We start from the raw sequence: 24,676 nt of genomic DNA, 5'->3' as shown, positions 1-24,676 counted from the left end.
TTACACAATTGGTGTACTTGGCAGATTCACCAAGTGAGATTCAAAATATTCAGAATGTGTTAAGTCACCACGCAGCGCATGAGCAAACATTGGCAAACGGTGCATCAAATTCCATATAGGACGAGTCATCACTCCCGCATTGTTAGTGTCTACAAGCAATGCATCGCGCGTCTCATTGTTTGGACATATCACTGCATTAAGCCAATAGTTTGACTGCGCATAATCCGGTTCTGTAACAAAACAGAAATCACTCCCTGCAAAAAATTTCTCATATTGCGCCGCAAGTTGACGCTTTTGCAACAAGTACGTATCCAGCACCTCCATCTGCGCGCAACCAAGTGCAGCATTAAGGTTTGGCATACGATAATTAAAACCTGCTTCATCATGATAAAATTCAAATGGATGCGGTACTTTCGCTGTCGTGGTTACGTGCTTGGTGCGTTTACCTGTTTCCAAATCGCGACACAATACCATGCCACCGCCGCCAGTGGTGATGATCTTGTTACCATTAAAACTCACCGCGCCAAACTGGCCCAAAGTGCCTGTATGCTGACCTTTATAAAACGAGCCTAGGCTTTCTGCTGCATCTTCCACTAACATTAATTGCCATTTTCGACACACCGTTACTAACTCATCCAACTCCACTGGATGACCAAAAGTATGCATCGGTACCACCGCTTTAATACGCTTATTGCAAACTTTGTGGAAACAACCTTGTTCAGTCAATTCGGCATGATCTTCGAGATATTGTTCTAGTGCTTTTGGGCATAAACCAAGGCTAACCGGCGATACATCAACAAAAATCGGCACTGCCCCCATGTGATACAGCGCATTGCAGGTTGCTACAAAAGTCAGTGATTGGGTGAGCACCAAATCATCATGCTCCACGCCTGCCATATAAAGTGCTGCATGGAGTGCCGCCGTGCCATTAACCGTTGCAACAGCCTTGGCTGTGCCAGTGAAGAGCTCCATTTTGTGTTCAAACTCATCAACAAACTTACCCACGCTTGAAACGAAAGTACTATCGATGGTTTCCATTACATACATTTTTTCATTACCATCAAAGGTTGGCGCATGTAACGGAATAAAATCATTCGTTTGGTAGATGTCACGAACAAACTCGGCAACTAATGTCGGTTTCATCTTCACTCCTCACATCTTGCTGTCGAGGTATTTTCCAGTCTCTTTATGGTCGAAATCGGGAATCATGGTAAAAAACAGATCAACGATTTGCTCTTTGGTCCATACGCAGTTGGTTTTCATCTGTGAAATAGTGGACTCAAATAGTGCTAGTTTTTCTGGTTCATATAATGGTTTATTTTTTATAACTCCCAGATTTTCAAAACGTTTCATATCGATAGTTTCATTGTCGGTGAAAAATTCCTCAAAGCCTTTTTCACCAGTAGTATCACTTTTAGTAAACAAACAAGGCCATTTACCTTGTGCTGGTAAAGTTTTCACAAGCTCTCGAGCTTCTTCTTCATCTGCGCATAGATAAAATTCAAAACCGTGCTGCTTGAGGTATTTCACTGCAATGTCAGCAAAAGTGATGAGATGCAAAGCTTCACTAAGTTTTGGAAAGAAGATATCTCGATTTTCACCAAAGATACACGACATTAGACACAACTCACCCGACTCTTTCGGCGTCACAAAGTAACGCTTTATATCATTTGGCGCCACGATTGGTTGATTCTTTTGCAAGCGCTGATTAAAACTATGCAGCAAAGAGCCATCGGAGAAAGCTACATTTGCAAAGCGCGCGGTTGAAATCGCAATTTGCTCACTCTTACGCATCAAGAACATTTCCATAATGCGCTTTGAGGCTCCCATCATATTGACTGGATTCGCTGCTTTATCAGTTGATACGCAGAAATATTTCTTCACACCCGCATCAATTGACTGTTGAATAGTCTTTTCAGTATTAAAAACATTCACATCAATCATACGCATAAGTGTGAAAGGATCTTTCTCACTACGTACATGTTTAAGAGCTGATAAGTTCAGTACATAATCATACTGACCATCAGTTTTGATAAAGGCATCGTATTCTACCGAACCAATATCCAATGCAAAGGTTTGAAAATCGCCATCAATGTAGCCAAATGAACTACGGATATCACGCACCAACTCCACCATATTGTTTTCATTAATATCTACAATATGCAGCTTTTTCGGATGACGTTTGAAGATCTCTTTAGTCACGGCTTGACCAATTGAACCCGCTCCACCAAGAACCAGAAAACACGATTCACTAATAACTCTAGACAGTTCTGTCTCATTAACAATAACATCGTTGAAGAAGAGTTCTGAATCCCTACCTATTAACTCCAATAAATTATGCACTAAGATCTCCAAGTTTTATTTACAAGAATTTACTGTAAAGTTTTTTTAAACTTTTAATTACTTTCTCTTTGCCAGCAAAAACATTTCCATTAATATAAAACTTATTCTTATTTTTTGTTAATTTAGCCTTGCACTCCCTTAAATTATCTTCTATAAGCTTTAATTTAATTTTTATTTTTTTATTTTCTTCTTTTAAATACACTATCGTATCCACATGATTTTTATTCCTTAAAATCAACCCTTTTATATAACTTTTTTGTAGTGATTTTGATTCTTCTATTTTATTATCTATTTCTTTATCTGTTAGAAAATCAGAAGCTAGCATTCTTAAAATTTTGAAATTTTCATTATCAAGATCAATCTTTATTGCAATTTCTATCCAAAACAAAAAACAATCCTTAGATCGTTTTAAGTTATCTAGTTTATAGCCATGTTCAGAAAGAAAATCGTAAAAAAGGCATGATATGAGTTCATTATGATAGTGTGATAAATATTTTTTATATTTGCCGATACTTGATCTATCAATACCATTTCCTTTTATAAGGTGCTTTCCTTTTACATTACTATAACTAGAATTAGAAGATATTCGTCCCTCATCAATACTACTGAAATTATATTTATTAGAGTCTAAATCTAGAAATCTTAAAACATTTAATATAGTGTCTTTTGGGCGACAAACAAGATCTTCATACCTAACTTTCAATATATTTTCATCGTATTTTACATAGTAATAATTTAGACTATTAAGAATAAAGCCAAAGGCGTCGACTAATGTAAGTCGATCTACCATCCTTTCCATATGAGAACAAAGTACATCTCTTGGATCTCTCAACAAAATAATTACTTTACATTCTTTAAATAGTTTTTTTAACTACTTTACTTTCCTTTATTGATATCCCTGTTTGCTTAGCCCCAATCAATATTTTACCTTCGACTGGAGAAAATCTATCAATTTCTGAAATTATATCATTTTTTACTTTTTCTATATTATTATCATCAATTCCATTTTTTATATGTTTTCTAACTAAATCACTTTTATCTCCCATGAAAGCTACATCTAAATGTCTTTCTTCTGAATAACTTGTGGAATAAAGTAATTCAGATAGCAATGTAGTTCCAGATCTCATACTACCTGTTACAAGTAAAAATATTGGTTCCATATTTTATACTCAATTAGTTAAGCTAAACTCTGAGCCAGAAATATACAATGGCATTGTTTTTAAAATAATAGATTTAATATGCTGACTCAGTGTCATTTATTTTAATGACTCAACTCAGCACCCTACAATAACTTTCAAAAAGCATTGACTTACATGCCAATTCGACAAGTGTAAAAATGCATCTTAATTGATTGATGTGAATAGATTTTCACTTGCAGTCATCAACAACTTGTTCGTTGATAAAATAAAATTACGCTACCGCCCCTAGGTCTCGTTCCCAAAACACGCGATAGTATCGATGTTCAATACGGCTATTTCTTACGGATGACTTTATTTTCTGTAGAGACTTCAACCTGACGACTGATGAGATTGATCAATAAAATTGAGCGCAGCTCGCCATCCGCTTCCTTGTAAATGGCTTCGGTTCCCTCGAATAGACCTGATAGCACTTCCACTTGGTCACCAGGTTTGAATACATCACTTAATGCTTCGCGCTGCTCATCACTGTCTTCATGTGCCATCAAGTGAGTGATAAGTTCAGCAGGAACGACTGTCGGCATCAGGCCTTGTCTAACAAAATCAACAACGCCACGAGTCGAACGTACAGTCGTAAAGGAGATTTTTTCAGGATCGAATGAGGCAAAGACGTAATTAGGGAAGAGCGGTTCCAACTCGCTGGAGCGCTTGCCACGACGGATTTTTTCCACCATCACTTGTGGATAATAGCAATCGACGCCCTGTCGTTTTAGGTGCTGCTCTGCGCGTTGTTGCTCGCTGCGTTTGCAATAGAGCAGATACCATGGATCCATTAAAATTTGTCCTCGTTGATTTCTTTCGCTAGCCAGTTGTTACAACGTCTTTGAAATGCAACTAATGAGTATATTCGGCTCGCCTTTCAGCAGCAACACCCTCTCCCTTTAACAAGGCAAATAGTCTGCACTGCATCATAGTTTCACTGCATAATTGTTTGCTTTTTGAGCAGAAAATAGAAACCGCCCGAATGGGCGGTTTCGACATGATAACGCGAGGGATTAGGCGTCCAATCTTTGGATGTCTAAACTAAAACTCGTCAATCCAATCTCACTCAGTGATACCCGTACACTTCCGCCCGATAAATCAATTGTCTGGAAACGTATGCTGGCGGCGTCAATACCAAGCAGGTTGTCATTTTTTACAATCACGGCTTTTCCCGTCCCATCGACCACCGCATTTAACCCCGCAGACAACACATCCAGCTGATTGTCCGACGCATTTAAAATACCAAACATGGCACGAATAGGACTGGCATACGTAGAGCGTTTTATCGCATATTCGATTTGATGGACAAGATGAATAAATCCTTTTTCATCAGCAACTTGTGAACGAAGGTATTCGTTGAAGAAAGCGCGGATCATTAAGGTCGTCGCTGTACCGTTTTCACCGGCAGAGGCACTGTCGACCATGTAAAACGCCATCTTACCGTCCATCATCCAAGTATAATCAAGCACAATGGGGCTGATATCGGCAGATTGCAGCGAGTGATAAGACAATCGCCAATCACCTTGTTGCGAATCTTGCTCTGGCATCAGTCCCATCAATAGATCTCTGGCGTTGCCTGGGTTATCCAATAAGTCTTCCAGGTGCCATTTCAATTCTTCTGTCAATGGTTGCTCGCCATCTTGGGACACCTTAAACCATTGCTGAGAGAAATCTGCATCGCTACTCACTCCACCATCGTTTTCTTCAAGAACGGATAGGATGGCAGATTTGACGACCATTACGTCCTCAATGGGTTTTATCAGAAAGTCTTTCACTCCAAAGCGTAGAGCCTGGGCGACATCAGCCATCCCCCCCGTGCCGGAAATTACTATCACCGGCAACATTGGGTATTCCATGCTGACTTCTTCAACAAATTCCAACCCTGTCATTACAGGCATAGAAAGATCACTGAGCAAGAGGTCAGGAATCCCCTCCCGCAAAGCCTTTAGTCCGTCAAGACCGTTTTCAGCTTCTCTTACTGTGCACCCTTCTTTACGAAGAAAGTGGCTGATAATCCGGCTAAAAATAGGATCATCTTCAACAATGAGAACCTCTTTTCCTTCTAACACTTTATGTTCTCCTGTTTCCTTTGGGCTGCTGACGCTGAACGGGAGCGCGTTAGCTCCTAATAGAATAGTTTGAAAATCAGGGCCAGGTTGCTGCAAACACACAATAGTTGCCTTAGAAGGGCTTAACTTTCTGTATCCAGAAAAGAAAATATTTCATATATTTTCTGCTTTCTGACACAGTCAACCGACTTCAAGCTCCCTGCTTATTGACATAAGACAACGAAATTCAACACCTGTTAACTTCAAATAGTTAAAATACCGCTTTTTGGTGAAGACTCTCGCAACATCGTGAAACCCAATGAAATTAGATGATCTGAATCTCTTTCGGCTAATTGTCGAGAATGGTAGTTACACACAGGCATCAAAAAAAACAGGCATTCCTGTCGCAACACTGACCCGCCGTATTCAGGCACTTGAAGAAGATATTCAAATAAAGTTGCTACACCGTGATGCGCGTAAACTGGCACTCACGGAAGCGGGACAAAGCTTTTACGATACGTGTTCACCACTTCTTGAACAGTTGTTGGAAGCTACGGAGAGCCTGTCGGAGTGCTGCCATGGCACATCGGGTACGTTGAGACTTGCTGCTCCCTCAAACATTGCCATGAAAATGCTACAACCGATGTTGAGTGCTTTTCTCAACGCCTATCCTGATATCAAGCTGGATCTGTCTTTGTTCAGTGATACCACGCCCTCCCACCTTGATGATCGCCACGCTTTTTTCAAGATAGGCCCTCAACGTGATTCCACCATGATAGCAAGGCGGCTCCACACTGTGCGGGATATTCTGGTTGCCAGTCCGGAATACATTGCATCTCATCCCACGATCACCGATGCAACAGATTTGTCCAAACACGCGCTGCTCAAAGGCTGGCCCCTGATGCGCTGGCGTTTATCAAACGAGAGTGGCGAACAGCTTTGCATTTCAGACCAAGGACGCTTCGAAGCATCAGAGCTGAGGGTGGTGAGGGCTGCGGCAAAAGATGGATTGGGGATCGCGTTAATTCCCGATGTGCTGGTGCAAAAAGATATTCAATCTGGTGAATTGCAACAAATCCTGCCTGACTGGACCACAGAGCCAAGGGATATCTTCCTGATGTATCACGACAAAACTCACCTGCCTGCAAAGCTTCGTGCATTTATCGACTTTTCGATGCGTTATTTTCATTCTCCCAATAAGGAAGAGGAATGTTGATCACCCTGTGTCCCAGTTTCGATAAGTGATTAAAAGCTGTCACACATTTCGCAATGAAAACTTGCGAACTGCATATTGCAGCACTAAATGTTATTAGTGTGTAACAACATAATCGACGTCTGATTGTTGTTGGATATACATAATGCTGGTGACCGCGACTGGAAGGAGCGACTTATGGTTCTGGGACATCTGTTCGGCCTCTATACACATCCAAAAGAAGAATGGAAAAACATTGACGATCGCCATGAAGGAGCGCTGAGCAGTTTAGGACATGCTGCCATCATGGCACTTATCCCTCCCCTTTGCGCATACTATTCAAGCGTACATATCGGTTGGCAAATCGGCGTAGGTAACCCCATTTTTCTGACACAACAAAGTGCAATCATTATCGCTTTCGCCATGTATTTCGCCCTTATCACTGGTGTGATGGCACTGGCTTACCTGACACTCTGGATGAGTCGCACTTTTGGCTCAACCCCAACCTATACCCAGGCATTGGAGTTGGCTGCTTATACTGCGACCCCCATTTTTATGGTTGGATTAGCAGCATTGTATCCGGTAGTATGGTTTGTCATGCTTGTTGGGCTACTGGGTGTCGCCTACTCAGTGTATCTACTTTACACAGGCGTACCAATTATCATGCATATTCCCGAAGAGCGCGGCTTTATTTACGCCAGTTCGGTAGTAACCTGTGGGCTGGTTTTACTGGTAGCGATTATTGCCAGTTCGGTGATCATGTGGAATGTGGGGTTTGGCCCAATGTTCGTCCAATAACTGTTTTTAAACGTGCAAACGTGCTTTTTAGCAAACATAAAAAACGCGGCTCGTTGGCCGCGTTTTTTGTGCACAAAGCGGTATCCCCTTATATCGAGGTTAACTCTCGTTATAAATCTCAAGGTTAGCTAATTCTTGCTGCTGCTCACGCAACGCCTTGGCCTCATCATTTCGCAGGCTCGACAGGTATTCCAGGTATTCCTGATTGATATCACCGGTCACATAGTCACCACTGAATACCGAGCTCTCGAAACGTTTGATATCCGGATTGCCTTCACGGACCGCATCCTCCAGATCGTTTAAATCTTGAAAGATCAGGCCATCGGCGCCGATGGTCTTACAAATTTCATCCACTTCACGGCCGTGAGCGATCAGCTCATTGGCGCTTGGCATGTCGATACCATACACATTCGGAAAACGGATTTCCGGTGCCGCAGATGCCATATACACACGCTTGGCTCCCGCTTCTCGTGCCATTTCAACAATCTGCTCTGATGTCGTACCGCGTACAATAGAGTCATCCACCAACAGTACAGACTTGTCTTTGAATTCCGAACGAATTGCGTTCAGTTTACGGCGTACTGATTTACGGCGTAGATGTTGGCCCGGCATGATGAAGGTGCGGCCAACATAACGGTTTTTCACAAAACCTTGACGGTAAGGTTTATCCAGTACCTGGGCGATCTCCAGGGCAATATCGCAAGAGGTCTCTGGAATAGGAATAACCACATCAATATCCAGATCGTCCCACTCACGACGAATTTTCGCCCCCAGTTTCTGGCCCATTTTGACCCGAGCACCATACACCGACACCTTATCGATGAAAGAATCAGGACGGGCAAAGTAAACAAATTCAAAAACACAGGGAGACAAAATGGGATTATCCGCGCACTGGCGGGTAAATAACTGACCGTTAAACGTGATGTAAATGGCTTCACCGGGCGCCACATCACGCACAAAGTCAAAGCCCACGGCATCCAAAGCCACTGACTCAGAGGCCACCATATACTCTTCACGGCCATTTACGTTGCGTTTACCCAAACACAGCGGGCGAATACCGTTCGGATCACGGAAGGCAATCAAACCATGGCCAATAATCATTGCCACCGCTGCATAGCCCCCTTTGACTTCCTGGTGCACAGCACGAACGGCTTGAAACACATCTTCTTCGGTCAGTGGATGGGAAGCAGCTTTATCAATTTGGTGCGCAAGGACATTGAGAAGTATTTCCGAATCGGACGTGGTGTTGAGGTGACGGCGGTCATGGGCAAACAACGACTCACGAAGCGCATTGGCATTGGTAAGATTACCATTGTGTGCCAACGTAATACCGTAAGGTGAGTTAACATAAAATGGCTGTGCCTCCGAGGCACTTGAACTGCCTGCAGTAGGGTATCGAACGTGTCCGATACCCACTGTACCCTGTAGCCTTTGCATGTGTTTAAGCTGGAAAACATCCTTCACCAGACCGTTTGCTTTTCTCAGACGAAAACGGTTATCGTCAATAGTGACTATCCCAGCTGCATCCTGACCTCGGTGCTGAAGTACTGTCAATGCATCGTAAATCGACTGATTAACCGGGGTCTCACCCACGATCCCAACAATCCCACACATGTATGCTGTTCCTTGTAACGCAAAATTGAGCCCAGGAAACGTCACAGGTTTCTCCGCCAGTCTGAATGCCGCCGGAAAAACGTTAGATCACCTTAGGCAGAAAGCTGGAGCTTTGCTCCAAATATGTAAAAAACCACTCAATCACTACCCCAAATTTAGGGATTAACTGTGATTGCTTCCACTCAGGGCTGTTGGCAACGCCCGTAAATGCATCGAGGAAAAACAGTAAGGCAGCAACGATTAAAACGCCCCGTATTCCCCCAAAAACAACCCCTAACACGCGATCTGTACCTGAAAGACCTGTTTTTTGTACTAACTGGCCAATCACATAGTTAACAACCGCACCAACAATCAAGGTCGCAATAAACAGTGCCGCTATCGCCGCACCATTACGAATCATGTCATCATGAATGTTAGTAAAATAAGCCGCCAGTTGCGGGTAAAAGTTGCTTGCAACAAAGAAGGCGCCAAACCAGATAACCAGTGACAGTGCTTCTTTAACAAATCCACGGACCAAACTAATCAGAGCAGAAAAGCCGATCACGCCAATAATGAGATAATCTATCCAATTCATTGCTTAATCATCTGAGCGATTCGCGCGCATTTTAACAGAAAAAATGACGACGCAAACGTTTTCTTATGGGTTGAGTGGGTTAAATCTAAGCAGTTGACCTTTCAAACCTGTCAAAGACTCCAAATCTGCCGTCATCGACTCAAGCTTTTCTTTGGAGACATCCGGCCCGACTTCCACACGCGCCAGATCACCTTCTTTAATGTCCCTCGGCATTAATTGAGCAGCATATCCTTTGCTACGAAGTGTCGCGACCAGGTTTTTCGCATTCTCAATGTTACGAAACGTCCCGAGACGGATGATCCAGGCTGAATCACTGTAGCCTTCTTTCGGTGCTGTTTGTGGCTCTGTTTCCAATTCACTGGAGCCATTATCGCTGTCAATGGTCACCGCAACCGGTTCAGACGGCAGAAAACTCTCCACTTTTTCCGGCGCTTTGACTGGCTGAGCAAACACAGCATCGTCAACATTTTCACGAAGAGGAATAGCCTGATAACTCTCTTCATAATGTGCCTTCTCACCGTCAAAGACATCCGGCAAAATGATAACCCCGAGAGACACCAGAATAAGGGTGCCGACGAGTCGGTTTTGAAACTGGGTTGCCACAATTACTCCTCTTTACTGAGGTAATCGGCGATTTCACCGACGGTATGGAATGAACCAAAAACAATCAGAATATCGCTCTGTCCCAAGGCTGCCTGCGCCGCCTGAAACGCCTGTGTCGGAGACTCAAAACCTTCAATGCCCGTTGGCAGATGCGCGGTGATTTGCGTCCATGGCGCGGCGCGCGGGCCATTCAACGAGGCCGGATACCAATGGTCGACGACGGGTTTCATCACCTCGATTGTCGCGGCAATATCTTTGTCATGGAGCATAGCGACAACGGCGTGAACTTTGCCGTTTTTTTCTGCTTTCAACACATTGAGCTGAGTGGCCAGATACGCGGCAGAATGTGGGTTGTGCGCCACATCCATCAGAATCAGGGGGGATTTTGATACACACTCCATACGCCCTGCCAGTTTGACGGACGACAACCCATCAACAATATGCTCATCAGTAACAGTCAACTCCGATAACCCAAGCGCCATCAACGCCGTAGCGGCATTCGGCAATGGTAAGTGAGGTATCGGTAAGTCGCACAGATCAAACGCACCACAATGCCAGTGCCACACATCGCCTTGTTTTTCATAATGGAACTGATACCCGACCTGATGCAGGTTGGCACCAATGTCGTCGGCATGGGCTGCAACACTCGCCGGGGGCTCAGGCTGACCACAGACTGCAGGCTTGCCACTTCGGAAAATACCCGCTTTTTCAAAGCCTATCACTTCGATGTCATCGCCCAACCAGTCCACATGATCTATTGCCAGGCTGGTGATCACCGACACATCATGGTCAACCACATTCGTCGCATCCAACCGGCCACCCAGCCCCACTTCCAGCACTACCACATCGACCTTGTTATCGAGAAACAGCCAAAGCGCAGCCAGCGTACCAAACTCAAAAAAGCTCAGGCTGGTGTTGCCACGAAGTGCCTCGATAGCAGCAAAGGCTTCTGTGTGACGCTCATCATCCAGTTCCTGCCCGTTAATACGCACACGTTCATTGTAGCGAATAAGATGAGGAGAGCTGTATACACCGACTTTGTATCCGGCGTTGAGAAGTATGCTTTCAATAATGGCACACGTGGAACCTTTACCGTTGGTCCCTGCCACTGTAATCACTTTGGGCGCTGGTTTGGTGAGCTTACCTTTATTGGCAATCAGAGAGACGCGCTCCAGCCCTAAATCAATGGCGCTGGTATGCAACGACTCCAAATACTGCAGCCATGCAGTCAATGGCGCTGTCGCGCCTGGCGTAACAAGTTTTGACATTCCGTCTTCTTTCTGTGTTTTCTATACCATGCGATAGTTGTGTCCAATCATATCAGCTAAAAGACAAAGAGCGCCATAAGGCGCTCTTTTGATGTGACATGCAGATGAACATTTCACCTACTCTTTTTCTGCCGGTTGAGCTTCAATCACTTCACCTTCCAACGGCTTGTCAACCGACACCACCAGCGGTGATTCATGATGGGTCATCTTCGCCAGCAGGCTTGCGATACGCTGACGCATCTCACGGCGATCGACAATCATGTCAATCGCACCGTGTTCAAGCAGAAACTCACTGCGTTGGAAGCCTTCCGGCAGTTTCTCACGCACGGTTTGCTCGATAACACGCTGGCCGGCGAAACCGATTAATGCCTTAGGCTCACCAATATTAATGTCGCCCAACATCGCAAAACTTGCTGTGACACCACCAAAAGTGGGATCCGTCAGAACAGAAATAAACGGTAACCCTTTGGCAGAAAGGCGCTCAAGTGCCGCACTGGTTTTTGCCATCTGCATCAGAGACATCAAGGCTTCCTGCATACGGGCACCGCCACTGGCAGAGAAACACACCAGGCCACAGTTATTTTCAATTGCCGCATCTACCGCTTTCACAAAGCGCGCACCAACAACCGCCCCCATTGAACCGCCCATAAAGGTAAATTCAAACGACGCAGCCACAACCGGGATTCCCAATAGCTCGCCTTTCATCACGATGAGGGCATCTTTCTCGCCACTTGACTTTTGTGCGGCGGAGAGACGGTCTTTGTACTTTTTCGAATCACGGAACTTGAGCAAATCTTTCGGCTCAAGCTCATCACCGATTTCAATGCGGTTGGCATCATCAAGGAAGGTGTCCAGACGCTTACGCGCCGTCATACGCATGTGGTGGTCACATTTGGGACACACATGCAGGTTACGCTCAAGTTCGGCGTGGTATAGCACCTGCTCACAGGACGAACATTTGGTCCAGACGCCTTCTGGAATAGATGCCTTACGTGAAGAACCGATGTTGCTTTTTGTCAGAATTTTTTCAAGCCAGCTCATGAACGACCTTTTCAATTGGAACACTCGCCGCTTACAACATAACTGTGCACTGTTCCGTTCATCATGAACGCGCATTTGGCATCAGTGGGCAAGTGGCCTGGATATCTACGAATTCAACGGAGAATTAAAACACAACTTGTTAAGACTTTGGACAAAAAACTGGTACTACCTATTGATTGTCTAATTTCTGTCTCCCTTGTTCTGTAACAAGAAGACAATTTTTCCTTAAAGCTGTTCATCTGGTAGGAACAGTGGCCCGACCGGTGAAGACGGCAGCCCAAACTCCGCTGGGTAATCCACTTCAACCAGATAAAGCCCTTCCGCCTTGGCTGTTGCCGCAGCCAGATTGCGATCTTTCGCTTCCAGCAGCCATTTTATCCATTCAGGCTTTTGCTCTTTACGGCCAACCACAATCAGGCTGCCTGTGATGTTTCGCACCATATGGTGAACAAAAGCATTGGCCTTGATATCAATGATCACATAACGTCCCTGACGAGTCACATTGATATGGTGGACATTACGCCATGGGCTCTTAGACTGGCATTGCACAGCACGGAACGAGGTGAAGTCGTTCTCGCCCAGCAGATACTGCCCTGCTTCGTGCATCAGGGTCTCATCCAGCTCACCGTGATAGTGACTGACACCATGACGAAGGATACCGGGACGTAACGCGTGGTTATAGATGATATAGCGATAACGGCGCGCTGTGGCAGAGAAACGGGCGTGAAATTCATCAGACACTTCTTTGGCCCAACGCACTGCAATAGTATCAGGCAAGTGAGTATTCACCCCCATGGTCCAGGCACGCAATGGCCTTGAACCTTCGATATCGAAATGCACCACCTGGCCCGTGCCATGCACGCCAGCATCGGTTCTGCCAGCACATTGCACTTCGACCGGTTGATTGGCGATTTTGGACAGGGCTTTTTCAAGGTGTTCCTGAACACTTGGCACCTCGCGCTGACGCTGCCAGCCATAAAACTGGGAACCATCGTATTCCACACCCAGGGCAATTCTCATCGTGTTTTCTCTGTCTTGCTGGTTAACTAAGGCGGCGCATTATATACCCAACCCCGGGCAGATGCAGTATCCCTCCGAATCCCTGCCCACTCCCCGGATAAAACAATAGCGGGATAACCCGCTATTGTCGTTTTGCTTTCCTGATGATGGAGATCAGTTCAGGTTCTCAATCATCTTTCTGGCTTCTTCTTTTAGGTTTGGATCGTTACCCTGCATCACCTTTTCAAGAAGCTGGATGGCACCGTCAATGTCATTCATCTCCAGATACGCTTTGGCTAAATCCATGTTGGTGGCGGCTTCACCGGCGCTGTCAACATCCGCAGGCTGGATGTCACTCAAGACATCCGGGAAGTCTTCCAGCCCGACATCCAAATCCATTTTCATGGAATCTGGGTCTTCCTGGGGCTCGCCATCATCTTTCATCAGCTCATCAATGCTGATGTAGTCCTCTTTTGGCGCGCTTTCTTCAACCAGTTCACTTTCAACATCATCCAGCAGGCCCTCCAAATCGCCTTCCAGATCCATGGATTTGATCTCATCACCCAACACTTCCGGCTGTTCTGACCAATCTTCGCTCTCAAGTTCCGGCTCAGGTGCCTGCTCTGCACGCCAGACATCACTTTCCTCTTCCGGAATGTCGGGCTCTTCGGTTTCAAAATCGCCAAGCCCTGCGGGCACCTCTTCCAGATCTTCAGAAAGCAGCGCTTCCATGTTAAGCCCGGCGACCTGATGGTCGTCATCTTCCATCTGCGCCAGGTCATCAAGCTCAGCAGCACGGTATGGTGTCTGTGAAACCGGTGCCGATGGCTGGGTAACGTCTTCACCCTTGCTAAATTCCTCTAACTCCCGCTGCTCTTCCAGGGCAGCACCCAAAGCGGCGTCCTCATCAAACTCACCCAGCTCATCCAGACTGATAGGGTCGACTTTCGGAAACGCCAGGGTGTTGTTTTCAGTGGCTGAAAATACCTCCGGTTGCTCTTCTACCGGCTCATTTTCGGCAGAGAGTTCTTGGGGGTCTTCGGTACTTTCTTGTCCCTCATCAGGTTCAACAACGTCTGTGTCATCGGTTTGGGACAGCTCAACGTCATACTCACTGGCAGCATCTTCTTCAGTAAACTCGGGCAAGTTTTCCAAATCCAGCGGCGCATCATCATCGTCCTCTTCTGGCCGTTCGTCACTGGCAGGCTCAGGCTCGCCTTCACTATCAGCCAGCGCGGCTTCCTCGTCGTACTCTGGCAACGACGAGAGATCCAGTAGCTGTTCCTCTTCAAACGCCACATCTTCGGCTGAATCTTCAATATCGCCGGAATCATCAGGTTGTATTGCATCATCGGCCATTGCCGTTTCGCCATGATCATCACCAGAAGCAACTTCATGGGTTTCCGTATCCGGTAGGGCGTCTTCTCCAGACGCTTCTGGCTGAACTACGTCCTCCTGCGCATCCTCATCTGACAGCACCTCTGGTTCAGCACTTTTATCAAGCAGGTTGTCCAGAAGATCCATATCTTCTTGTGTGGCATCAGGCTCTTCGACAGGTACATTTTCAGCAGCAGTTTCAATCTCCCCGTCGCGCACGCCGTCGATGTCATCCTGTTCAAGCACGTCATCAAGCAGTTCTAACTCTGATTCTGAGGCTTCAGGTGTTGGTTCGTTTTCCGGTGCAGAGTCTTCAACCAGGGCATCGAGCGCTTCCATTGCGCCAGTATCATCCTCACCCGTTGCTTGTGTCGGCTCCTGAAGCGATGCCTTTTGCGCTTCAGCCGTCTGCTCTGCCTCTTCTTTTGCTTCTACGTTGGCAAGGTCACCGACAGGCTCTGTCACTGACTCTTCGCTGGTATCAATATCAAGTTCATTGTCAAAACCGATCAGATCTTCGCTGAGCAGGTCATCGTCAGCGACGTCATCGAGTAATGCACTTTCGTCATTGAGGTCGTCACCGTCATCAACCAACTCGTCAAGCAGCACATCGGTTTCACCCAGATCAACATCGTCTTCCTGTGTTTCGGCCAACATATCACCCAGCAGATCGTCATCATCAAGGGTTTCATCAAGCAGTGCACTCTCATCAAGTGGGTCAAGCCCATCATCGCTGATCAGTTCATCCAACAAGGCATCCGTTTGCGACAGATCCTCGGTGTCCTCGCTTTCCGGCGGTAAATCCGCCAGCCCGCTTGGTTCATCCGCATCAAGAAGCTGACCGTCTTCTTCGAGAAGATCGTCGTCTAGCATTTCGTCAAGCAAGGCGTCCGGATCTGCAACCACTTCATCGTCGTCAGCTTCAGTGTTGTCACTGGCACTGTCAGCGTGCGCATTACCAATCAGGTCATCGATATCATCATCAGAGAGATCGATATCCTGTGATAAGTCCACTTCTGGCTCATCATTCAGCACGTTATCAAACAGGGCTTCGTTCGTTTCCGGTTCGCTGTCATCTTCCGCAACGGGCTCAGGCTCAGCGATTGACTCGGGTTCGGTGTCCGGTTCTTGCCCCGTCTCAGGTTCACCGGCATCCCCGGATTGTTCCGCATTCAAAAGTGCATCGATATCGTCGACATCGTCATTGCTATCACCGCTCAGGGATTGTTCCCACATTGCTGCAAGGGCTTCATCCGGACTGAGTTCGGGCACTTCAGACTGCGAAGACATTTCATCGAGTGCAAGCTCCATGTCTTTCAGGCCAATGGCCCCATCAGCGCTGGCCTCAACATCCAGATCTGTGCTGATGTCAAAATCATCATCCAAATCAACATCCAAGCTTGATGTGTGATCGCCTTCAGCCTGGGTGTCCTGGTTATTCTCTTCCGACACTTCGAACGAATCGGAAAGGTTAATATCATCAAGATCCGAGCCCGATAGATCATCACCGAATAATTCATCAGCGTCAGTCTCATCAGTGACTTCCAGCTCATCGTCTTCCAATATCAGATCGTCAGTTTCATCTCCGACATCAGCCACAGTAGCAGCTGGCACCTCTGGCGTTTCGCCATCAAGCCCTTCAGGTTCTTTAACATCCATGTCCTCCTCTTTGCGGCGACGCATAATAAAGAAGGCGGCAGCCCCAATCACCAGTAGCGCGGGAATGATCGCCATGGTTGCAAGCATCAGGGGGCTTGCCATCAATGATTCAAAGAATGATGGCTCTTTGATTTCCATCTGTTCCTGACGCATGCGCTGCATATCCAGGAACTCTCGGATCTCTTCGGTCAGCTCTTCATCCGCAGACATTTGATCTTTCAGTGCCACCAGTTCATTTTGCACTTCTGCCAGGCGGATTTTCAGGATGTGGTTACTTTCAACCAGCTTGCCCATCTGCAAATCAGATTCATTGATTTGCTCCTGTACTGCATCCATGCTCGGTTTCTCAGGAGTACCCACCCTATCAGCAGAAGGCGCTGCTATCTCTTTTTCAGCCATATCAGCCGCTTTCGGCTTTTCAGGTTCTGCGATAGGTGTTTCTGACAGGGGCTTGGGTGCAGGTTTTGGTGTCACAGCCGGTGCCTGAACCTGTTGGCTCAGCGGCTGGTTGGCTATACGCTGTGCTTCTTTACGGGCCTGATCTATCTGCAACCGGCTTGCTACATCGTCGGTGCTTTCACGGCGAATTTCCGTGAGTGTCGGCATTTGCAGTGTGCTGCCGGGGATCAGTCCGTGAATGTTGTTATCTTCAAAGGCAGTCGGGTTAAGGCGGAAAATGGCGCCTAACGTCTGGTAAACGGTGACGCTATTGTTAGGTTGATAGCGGGTGGCGATAGACCACAGGGTATCAGAGTCACGTGTGGGGCCGACAGTTTGGCGGCGGTTCACTGTGGAACGTTGAACGGCAGACTGGGGTGCCAAACGCTCAACCGCACTCGGTGGCGGGGATTCTTCCACAGGACCAAGAATACGGATAGCGGATTGCGCAGAGAATGTCGCACCAAGACTCAGTAATAATGACGAGACAACAAGGGTTTTGCCGAGACGACAGCCCGAGACGGTGGACAAGAGAGTTCGCTTTATCGCGTTATAAAAATCTGGGTCAGACACTGCCCGCATTCCCCTATGGCAGAAAAAACTCGCAATCACAGCACTTCTTTTACCCGTTGAAATGATGGGGGGCAAGGCGTTAACCACCTGCTGAGATTGATATTACTGGTTATTTCCCTAACTATATCGGAAGCCCAGCTGAAAACTGTAGTGTGAGAGGATAAAACTGTGTTTTGTGATCAAAACAACCGGCAACAAAACACGGCTGCCGGTTGTTTTCACTCATAATGCCTGAGTAGGCAGAAAAGAATTACAGGTAATCGCGGATAAGAAGCTCAGCGATTTGTACTGAGTTGGTTGCCGCTCCTTTGCGCACGTTATCTGCGACCACCCACATGTTGAGGCCATTTGGATGGCTGATATCATTGCGTACCCGACCGACCATCACGTGATCTTTGCCAGTCGCCTCTTTGACCTGGGTTGGATAATCTTCACCATAGTAAACCTCTACCCCTTCCGCACGGGACAGCAGATCCATCGCTTCGCTCGCATCAAGCGCTTGCTGGCACTCAATATGAACCGCTTCTGCATGGCCATAAAACACCGGTACGCGCACACAGGTTGGGTTAACTGCCACCGAATCATCACCCAGGATTTTCTGGGTTTCCCACACCATTTTCATTTCTTCTTTGGTGTAGCCGTTATCCATAAACTCATCGATGTGCGGCAGACAGTTGAATGCGATCTGCTTTTTGTAGGTATTTGGTTCCGCTTCCTGGCTGTTCAGCAGTTTCACCGTCTGTCCTGCCAGTTCATCAATCCCTTTTTTACCTGAGCCGGAAACCGACTGGTAGGTACACACGTTGATACGTTCAATACCCACGGCGTCGTAGATAGGCTTCAATGCCACCAGCATCTGGATGGTCGAACAATTTGGGTTGGCAATGATGTTACGGTTGCGAAAATCAGCAATCGCTTCCGGGTTGACTTCCGGCACCACCAGCGGCACATCATAGTCGTAGCGGAAGCGTGAGGTGTTATCAATCACAATCACGCCTTCATCTGCCGCAATGGGTGCCCAGCGGTCTGACAATTCTGCACCGGCGGAAAACAGGGCGATTTGCACCTGGCTCCAGTCAAAATCTTCCACGTCTTTCACGCGGACACTCTTTCCGTTAAATCGAATGGTTTCACCGGCACTGCGCTCACTCGCCAGCAAGTGAAGGTTGCGCACAGGGAATTTACGCTCTTCCAACACCTCGATAATGGTGCGCCCGACTGCGCCTGTGGCACCTAAAACAGCGACGTCATAAGCCACATCGAATTCTTGTGTCATGATTATTCCTCTACGGTAAAACCTAAATGAGCGAGCGACTCTAACCCAAACCCGGCCTCGCCCGCTACTGTAATTGCACTGTACTCACGTCTGTCCCAATAATGCTTACGCAAGCGGTCAAAGCTTGCGCGTTGCTGGTCAACATCTGCCATGGCACGACGAAACTCAGCGTCATCACGGCGGATGTCATAAATCAGCTGGCACAGCGCCATCAGGTCGCTTTCATCCCAGGGTTTGCTGAGTGATACCTTCGGAATTGGCGCAACCGGCAGCAGGGAAGCCGCTTCGACTTTTTCTTCCTGAACACCCAGGAATTCGCAGTAGCTGTTGTAAATCATGGTAGTACCGCGTGCTTTGCCTTCCAGCCCGTAGCCTGCAACATGTGGGGTGGCAAATGCCAGCAGCGGCAGCAGTTCCAGATCGACTTCCGGCTCAAACTCAAACACATCCAGCACCGCAGTCAATGCTTGGGTTTTCAGCGCTGCTTTCAGTGCATCATTGCTCACCACTGGCCCACGGGCGGCGTTGATAAGAATGGTACCCGGCTTCATGGCTTTCAATTCGGCATCGCCCACCAGATGATAGGTTGGGTGCTCTCCGGTTTTGGTCAGCGGGGTATGGAAGGTCAGCACATCACACTCATCGATAAGTGTTTGCAGGGAATGAAATTCGCGGGGGTCGCCTTCCACCTCTTTCAGCGGATCACACAACAGGTGAGGGATGCTCAGCGCAGAAAGGCATTTCGACAGATAGCTGCCAACCTGACCTGCGCCAACAATACCCACTTTCCGCTCAGTGATTGAAAAACCCTGCTGTTGACTCAACACCAGCAGTGCACTGATCACGTATTCTGCGACGCCGACTTTGTTGCAGCCCGGCGCGGCGGTGAAGAAAATACCCTTACTTGCCAGTAAATCTGCATCAACATGGTCAGTGCCTGCGGTTGCGGTACCGACAAACTTAAGCTTGTTCGCTTTCGCCAGCAGTGCTTCATCAACCTTGGTAACAGAGCGGATCATCAATGCATCAACGTCAACCAGATCGTCGGCAGTCATTGTGCGTCCTGCCTTGGCGGTTACTTTGCCCAGCTTGCCGAATAGCTCAGCAGCATATGGCATGTTTTCATCAATCAGAATGTTCAACGGTATGTACCCTACATATGTTCCATTGACGCTATTGTGACGCTTTTCAGCGTCAGATAAAACGAAAAAACCCGGCCAATTGACCGGGCAAAATCCAGGATCTGAAAGATACAAACCGGCTCTCAACGATCTATATCCGCGTCTGTTAAACGTCCCGGAAAATTCTGGGAGCTGTTGGCGCTTACCCCTCGTATTTTTTAATCACCAGCGTGGCGTTGGTGCCACCGAAACCAAAGCTGTTAGACATCACTGTTTTCAGCTCTGTCTCACGGGTTTTAGTCACGATGTCCAACCCTTCCGCAGCTGGATCCAGATTTTCGATGTTGATGCTCGGTGCGACGAAGTTGTTATCCAGCATAAGGGTGGAGTAAATCGCCTCGTGAACACCTGCCGCGCCCAACGCATGACCAGTCATGGCTTTAGTCGCTGAAATGGCTGGGCTGTTGTTACCGAACACTTCCTGAATCGCGCCCAGCTCTTTCACATCACCGACGGGTGTTGAAGTACCATGGGTATTGATATAGTCAACACTATCAACACTTTGCATCGCCATCTTCATACAACGGATAGCTCCTTCACCGGACGGCGCAACCATGTCGTAGCCATCAGATGTCGCGCCATAGCCGACGATTTCGCCGTAGATTTTCGCGCCACGTGCCAGTGCATGTTCCAGCTCTTCAATCACCATCATGCCGCCACCACCAGAGATAACGAAACCATCGCGGTCTGCATCATAGGTGCGGGAAGCTTTTTCAGGATTGTCGTTATATTTGGTCGACAATGCGCCCATGGCGTCAAACATCATGGTCAGTGACCAATCCAGCTCTTCACCGCCGCCTGCGAAGACGATGTCCTGTTTACCCAGTTGGATAAGTTCCAGCGCGTGGCCGATACAGTGTGCAGACGTCGCACAGGCAGAGCTCATGGTGTAGTTCACACCACGGATTTTGAACGGAGTTGCCAGACAGGCTGAAACGGTTGAAGACATCGTACGTGGCACCATATACGGGCCAACACGCTTCACCCCTTTTTCACGCAGCGTATCAACCGCCGCGACCTGATTGATGGAGGAGGCACCGCCAGAGCCGGCAACCAGACCGGTGCGGTCGTTTGAGACCATATCTTCTGTCAGGCCGGCATCTTCAATCGCCTGCTCCATGGACAGATAAGCGAAGCCTGCGGCATCGCCCATAAAACGAAACTTTTTACGATCAATATGATCAGCAGGATTGAGCTTTAAATCACCCCAGACATTACTGCGAAGCTTCATGTCTGCGAACTGTTGGGAAAAGCTAATCCCTGATTTACCCGTCTTTAATGACTCCAGCACTTCTTTAACGTTGTTACCGATGCTGGAAACAATTCCCATACCTGTAATTACGGCTCGTTTCATCTTTTGTTCCTACAATTCGAGTTCGCACCGATGATAGCGGTTTTGACCCGCTAAAGTGGTCAGCTTTCCTGGTGTACAGTTGTACGCTGAAACTTTTCCCATACTGACACAGACACGCTGCCCGTTCTGTATATTCTGTTGGATTGGCGATAGAATCCGCGCTCTATGTGCAAACACCGTTTTTATTAAGGTAAGGCCTGTGACCCAACCCCGTATTGAACATGCCCAAATCCACTGGAATGACGCCGGTACGCCGGTCTCAGACAACTTTGACGACGTCTATTTTTCCAATGCCAACGGGCTGGAAGAAACACGTTATGTGTTCTTGCAACAAAACCGGTTGCCGGAACGCTGGCATGATTTTGCCCGCGACCGCTTCGTGATTGCCGAAACCGGGTTTGGTACTGGCCTTAACTTTCTGGCTGTCTGGCAATGGTTCGCCAGATTCCGACAGGAAAACCCTGATGCACAGGTAAACCAGCTGCACTTCATCAGTTTCGAAAAATTTCCGGTGGCGACGGCCGATCTGGAAAAAGCCCATGCGGCATGGCCAGAACTGACGGAGTTTGCCAACGCACTTCGCAAACACTATCCAGCTGCCGTGCCGGGTTGTCACCGTCTGGTACTGGCAGATGGCATGATCACCCTCGACCTGTGGTTTGGCGACATCAAAGATTGTATGCCGCAAGTATGGACATCCGATGACGGTATTGTGGATTGCTGGTTCCTGGATGGCTTTGCGCCAAGCAAAAACCCGGAGATGTGGAGCCAGACGCTGTTCGATGGTATGGCACGACTGGCGAAACAGGACTGTACTGTTGCCACGTTCACGGCCGCAGGTTTTGTTCGTCGCGGTCTGATTGATGCCGGCTTTGAGATGAAGAAAACCAAAGGCTACGGCACCAAGCGCGACATGATTGTCGGCTCTCTGATCGAGCGGAACCAGCCTAGCCAGCAAGCCCCGTGGTACAAACGGACAGCACCACAATGCAATAACAATATCGCCATTATTGGCGGTGGCGTGGCGAGTGCAACGCTGGCGCTGGCACTGGTTCGCCGTGGTAAGGCTGTGACACTTTATTGCGAGCATGACAAACCGGGGCTTGCCGCATCGGGCAACCGCCAGGGTGCGGTATACCCGCTGTTAAACGGCAGCAACGATGCCCTTTCACGCTTTTTCGCCCCTGCTTTCCTGTTTGCCCGCCAGTTTATTGAACAGGCCGCGGAAACTGTCGCTTTTGATCATGACCTTTGCGGTGTGACCCAACTGGGCTGGGATAAAAAAAGCGCCGATAAGCTGGCGAAGATGCTGACCGGCGGCTTCCCTGACGCCCTGATCCGCGGCGTGAGCCAAGAAGAAGCCGAAGCACTGACCGGCATAGAAACCGGACACGGTGGGGTGACTTACCCCCTTGGCGGGTGGCTGTGTCCGCAGCAATTGACCCAAGGGCTGATTTCCAACGCGGAAAAAACCGGACTGCTGACCTGCCACTACAATACCGACGTCTCTGATATCAAGCGTCAGGGTGAGATCTGGGCATTGCTCTCCAATCAGGGGACATTTACCCACGATACCGTGGTGATTGCCAACGGCCACAAATTTACCCAGTTTGCGCAGACCGCGCCGATTCCGGCGTATCCGGTCCGTGGGCAGGTTACCCATATCAACACTACCCCTGCACTGAAGAAGCTGAAAACTGTCCTCTGTTACGACGGTTACCTCACGCCAGCCAATCCGAAAAACGATACCCACTGCATTGGTGCGAGCTACAGCCGCAACGATGTGTCGATGGATTTTCGTATGGACGATCAGGCAGATAACAAACAGCGTCTGGTGGATTGCATTCCTGCCCAATGGCCAAAAGAGATTGATACAGACCATGGCGCTGGCCGGGTGGGCATTCGCTGTGCCAGCCGCGATCATCTGCCGTATGTCGGAGATGTGTGCGACTTTGACGCGTTGATAAATGTTTACCGCGATTTGCGTGACAAAAAAGATAACGCCGAAGATGTGCCGGTCTACCCTAACCTTTACAGCCTGTTAGCTCTGGGGTCACGTGGTTTGACCTCAGCACCGATTCTGGGTGAGCTGCTGGCATCCCAGCTTTGTGGTCATCCGCTGCCACTGCCGGTGGATGTGCTCAATGCCCTGCACCCTGGACGTATGTGGGTAAGAAAGCTGCTGAAAGGCAAAGCACTGTAAATCCCAAGCGCCATAAAAACAAGGAAGGCGCCACCCGGCGCCTTCTTCTGTATTGTTGCAGTGCTTAGCCTGCCTGTTCCTGCAAGGATGCCCAGAGATTGTGCACCAATACCTGATCAGACGGATTCAGTTCATTGGCATTGCTTTTCAGGCTTTCATCGACGCGCGCTTTCAGTGTCGCCACGTCATCCATCCCTTCCTGCTCGCAATCCGCTGTCGCCAGCGAGATATGACCACGCAGGTAGCCACTGGCAAACAATTCGTCATCAGACGCGGTTTCTACCATGGCATCAATCAGGTCGAGGATTTTCTCTTCATATTGTTGGATCATTACTCACTCTCTGGGAAGTCTTCGGGCGTCAAAGGGGGTCGATTATAGAACGTTCTCAATGCCTCTGAATAGGTTTTGGCACGAGCCGGCATGCCCTGCTCCAGATAGACCAGCACCTGTTCCCGTACTTTTGCGGTAAATGCGGCGCGGTCTGGTTCAAACGAACCATTGAGGTTGTCGCAACTCACCCGGAAACGATAGCCGCAACTGGCTGACAAAATCCATTCAACCGCCTGAGGTTTAATTTCAACCTTTTCAAATTCAGCCTGGGTTTTCTCATCCCGCCCATCAGGTTGATACCAGTATCCATAATCTTCCAGAAGCCGTCGCTCCGGGCCGGCAATACACCAATGCGCCACTTCATGCAGCGCAGAGGCGAAAAAACCACGGGCAAAAATGATTCGGTGACGCGGGTTTTCACTGTCTGCGGGGAGATAGATAGGCTCATCACCCCCGAGTAATAATTCAGTATTAAAGGATTCAATAAACGTTTGGTTAAAAACAGAAATTAGGTCGTTGTAATCGTGTTGCATCGGGCGAATTGTGATCGTGAAGTTACATCAAATCAGGATATGGCGGCATTTTACCTGCCAATGAGGCCAATGTCGCAGCAAAAAGCACCGTTT

21 protein-coding genes are annotated in these 24,676 nt (G+C 48.0%); 3 read left to right on the top strand and 18 right to left on the bottom strand.

All coding sequences use genetic code 11. The features are described 5' to 3' along the window. The 6 genes from AC6IB1_RS06230 to AC6IB1_RS06205 form a co-directional block, all read right to left on the bottom strand. The gene (locus AC6IB1_RS06230; protein WP_497568268.1) at positions 1-1,143 is read right to left on the bottom strand and encodes a LegC family aminotransferase; all 1,143 of its coding nucleotides are present in this window, start codon (positions 1,141-1,143) and stop codon (positions 1-3) included. Between the two features lie 9 nt (positions 1,144-1,152). Further along, the gene (locus AC6IB1_RS06225; RefSeq protein ID WP_497568267.1) at positions 1,153-2,343 is read right to left on the bottom strand and encodes a UDP-N-acetylglucosamine 4,6-dehydratase; all 1,191 of its coding nucleotides are present in this window, start codon (positions 2,341-2,343) and stop codon (positions 1,153-1,155) included. Positions 2,344-2,362: 19 nt separating this feature from the next. Beyond that, complete coding sequence (locus AC6IB1_RS06220) at positions 2,363-3,175, bottom strand: sulfotransferase domain-containing protein (protein WP_497569094.1); 813 nt, start codon at positions 3,173-3,175, stop codon at positions 2,363-2,365. Positions 3,176-3,197: 22 nt separating this feature from the next. After that, positions 3,198-3,503, bottom strand: a complete 306-nt coding sequence (locus tag AC6IB1_RS06215; RefSeq protein ID WP_497568266.1) for a hypothetical protein — start codon at positions 3,501-3,503, stop codon at positions 3,198-3,200. Between the two features lie 311 nt (positions 3,504-3,814). After that, entirely contained in the window at positions 3,815-4,312 is a 498-nt protein-coding gene (rfaH, locus tag AC6IB1_RS06210; protein ID WP_005506544.1) for a transcription/translation regulatory transformer protein RfaH, read from the bottom strand. 222 nt (positions 4,313-4,534) lie between these two features. Further along, positions 4,535-5,590: a response regulator gene (locus AC6IB1_RS06205; RefSeq protein WP_497568265.1), complete on the bottom strand. Its 1,056-nt coding sequence runs from the start codon at positions 5,588-5,590 to the stop codon at positions 4,535-4,537. 298 nt (positions 5,591-5,888) lie between these two features. Between AC6IB1_RS06205 and AC6IB1_RS06200 the strand changes: the two genes are divergently transcribed. Both AC6IB1_RS06200 and AC6IB1_RS06195 read left to right on the top strand, forming a co-directional pair. Next, entirely contained in the window at positions 5,889-6,785 is an 897-nt protein-coding gene (locus tag AC6IB1_RS06200; protein ID WP_497568264.1) for a LysR family transcriptional regulator, read from the top strand. A 174-nt stretch (positions 6,786-6,959) separates the two neighbouring features. Then, the gene (locus AC6IB1_RS06195) at positions 6,960-7,559 is read left to right on the top strand and encodes a Yip1 family protein (protein WP_497568263.1); all 600 of its coding nucleotides are present in this window, start codon (positions 6,960-6,962) and stop codon (positions 7,557-7,559) included. Between the two features lie 99 nt (positions 7,560-7,658). On the opposite strand, the gene purF is transcribed toward AC6IB1_RS06195, so the two are convergent. The 10 genes from purF to fabB form a co-directional block, all read right to left on the bottom strand. Continuing rightward, positions 7,659-9,173 (bottom strand): amidophosphoribosyltransferase, encoded by a 1,515-nt coding sequence (gene purF, locus AC6IB1_RS06190; protein ID WP_497568262.1) that lies wholly within the window; start codon positions 9,171-9,173, stop codon positions 7,659-7,661. Positions 9,174-9,255: 82 nt separating this feature from the next. Then, a complete protein-coding gene (gene cvpA, locus AC6IB1_RS06185; RefSeq protein ID WP_005506553.1) occupies positions 9,256-9,747 on the bottom strand; it encodes a colicin V production protein in 492 nt (163 codons plus the stop codon). 63 nt (positions 9,748-9,810) lie between these two features. Then, positions 9,811-10,350, bottom strand: a complete 540-nt coding sequence (locus AC6IB1_RS06180; protein ID WP_497568261.1) for an SPOR domain-containing protein — start codon at positions 10,348-10,350, stop codon at positions 9,811-9,813. A gap of 2 nt (positions 10,351-10,352) precedes the next feature. Further along, complete coding sequence (gene folC / locus AC6IB1_RS06175) at positions 10,353-11,618, bottom strand: bifunctional tetrahydrofolate synthase/dihydrofolate synthase (RefSeq protein ID WP_497568260.1); 1,266 nt, start codon at positions 11,616-11,618, stop codon at positions 10,353-10,355. A gap of 117 nt (positions 11,619-11,735) precedes the next feature. After that, positions 11,736-12,659 (bottom strand): acetyl-CoA carboxylase, carboxyltransferase subunit beta, encoded by a 924-nt coding sequence (gene accD / locus AC6IB1_RS06170; RefSeq protein WP_497568259.1) that lies wholly within the window; start codon positions 12,657-12,659, stop codon positions 11,736-11,738. A gap of 225 nt (positions 12,660-12,884) precedes the next feature. Further along, complete coding sequence (truA, locus tag AC6IB1_RS06165; RefSeq protein ID WP_497568258.1) at positions 12,885-13,679, bottom strand: tRNA pseudouridine(38-40) synthase TruA; 795 nt, start codon at positions 13,677-13,679, stop codon at positions 12,885-12,887. 153 nt (positions 13,680-13,832) lie between these two features. Next, entirely contained in the window at positions 13,833-17,714 is a 3,882-nt protein-coding gene (locus AC6IB1_RS06160; protein ID WP_497569093.1) for a FimV/HubP family polar landmark protein, read from the bottom strand. Between the two features lie 241 nt (positions 17,715-17,955). Next, a complete protein-coding gene (locus AC6IB1_RS06155) occupies positions 17,956-18,981 on the bottom strand; it encodes an aspartate-semialdehyde dehydrogenase (RefSeq protein WP_497568257.1) in 1,026 nt (341 codons plus the stop codon). A gap of 2 nt (positions 18,982-18,983) precedes the next feature. Then, entirely contained in the window at positions 18,984-20,123 is a 1,140-nt protein-coding gene (locus AC6IB1_RS06150) for a 4-phosphoerythronate dehydrogenase (protein ID WP_497568256.1), read from the bottom strand. A 181-nt stretch (positions 20,124-20,304) separates the two neighbouring features. Beyond that, on the bottom strand, positions 20,305-21,516 hold the full coding sequence (gene fabB / locus AC6IB1_RS06145) for a beta-ketoacyl-ACP synthase I (protein ID WP_497568255.1): 1,212 nt from the start codon (positions 21,514-21,516) through the stop codon (positions 20,305-20,307). Positions 21,517-21,715: 199 nt separating this feature from the next. On the opposite strand from fabB, the gene mnmC reads away from it, so the two are divergent. Next, positions 21,716-23,719 carry a bifunctional tRNA (5-methylaminomethyl-2-thiouridine)(34)-methyltransferase MnmC2/FAD-dependent 5-carboxymethylaminomethyl-2-thiouridine(34) oxidoreductase MnmC1 gene (gene mnmC / locus AC6IB1_RS06140; RefSeq protein ID WP_497568254.1) on the top strand — a complete coding sequence of 668 codons (2,004 nt, stop codon included), beginning with the start codon at positions 21,716-21,718 and terminating at the stop codon, positions 23,717-23,719. Positions 23,720-23,783: 64 nt separating this feature from the next. Here mnmC and AC6IB1_RS06135 read toward each other — a convergent pair whose 3' ends face one another. Together AC6IB1_RS06135 and AC6IB1_RS06130 are read right to left on the bottom strand one after the other, a co-directional pair. Continuing rightward, positions 23,784-24,050 (bottom strand): YfcL family protein, encoded by a 267-nt coding sequence (locus AC6IB1_RS06135; RefSeq protein ID WP_497568253.1) that lies wholly within the window; start codon positions 24,048-24,050, stop codon positions 23,784-23,786. Next, positions 24,050-24,583: an elongation factor P hydroxylase gene (locus AC6IB1_RS06130; RefSeq protein WP_497568252.1), complete on the bottom strand. Its 534-nt coding sequence runs from the start codon at positions 24,581-24,583 to the stop codon at positions 24,050-24,052. Before AC6IB1_RS06130 ends, AC6IB1_RS06135 begins: the two co-directional genes overlap by 1 nt. Positions 24,584-24,676: the final 93 nt, after the last annotated feature.

The sequence above is a fragment of the Grimontia sp. THUN1695 genome, from assembly GCF_059704325.2.
The sequence above is the reverse complement of the archived record's forward strand: the minus strand, read 5'-3'. Positions and strand labels throughout refer to the sequence as shown.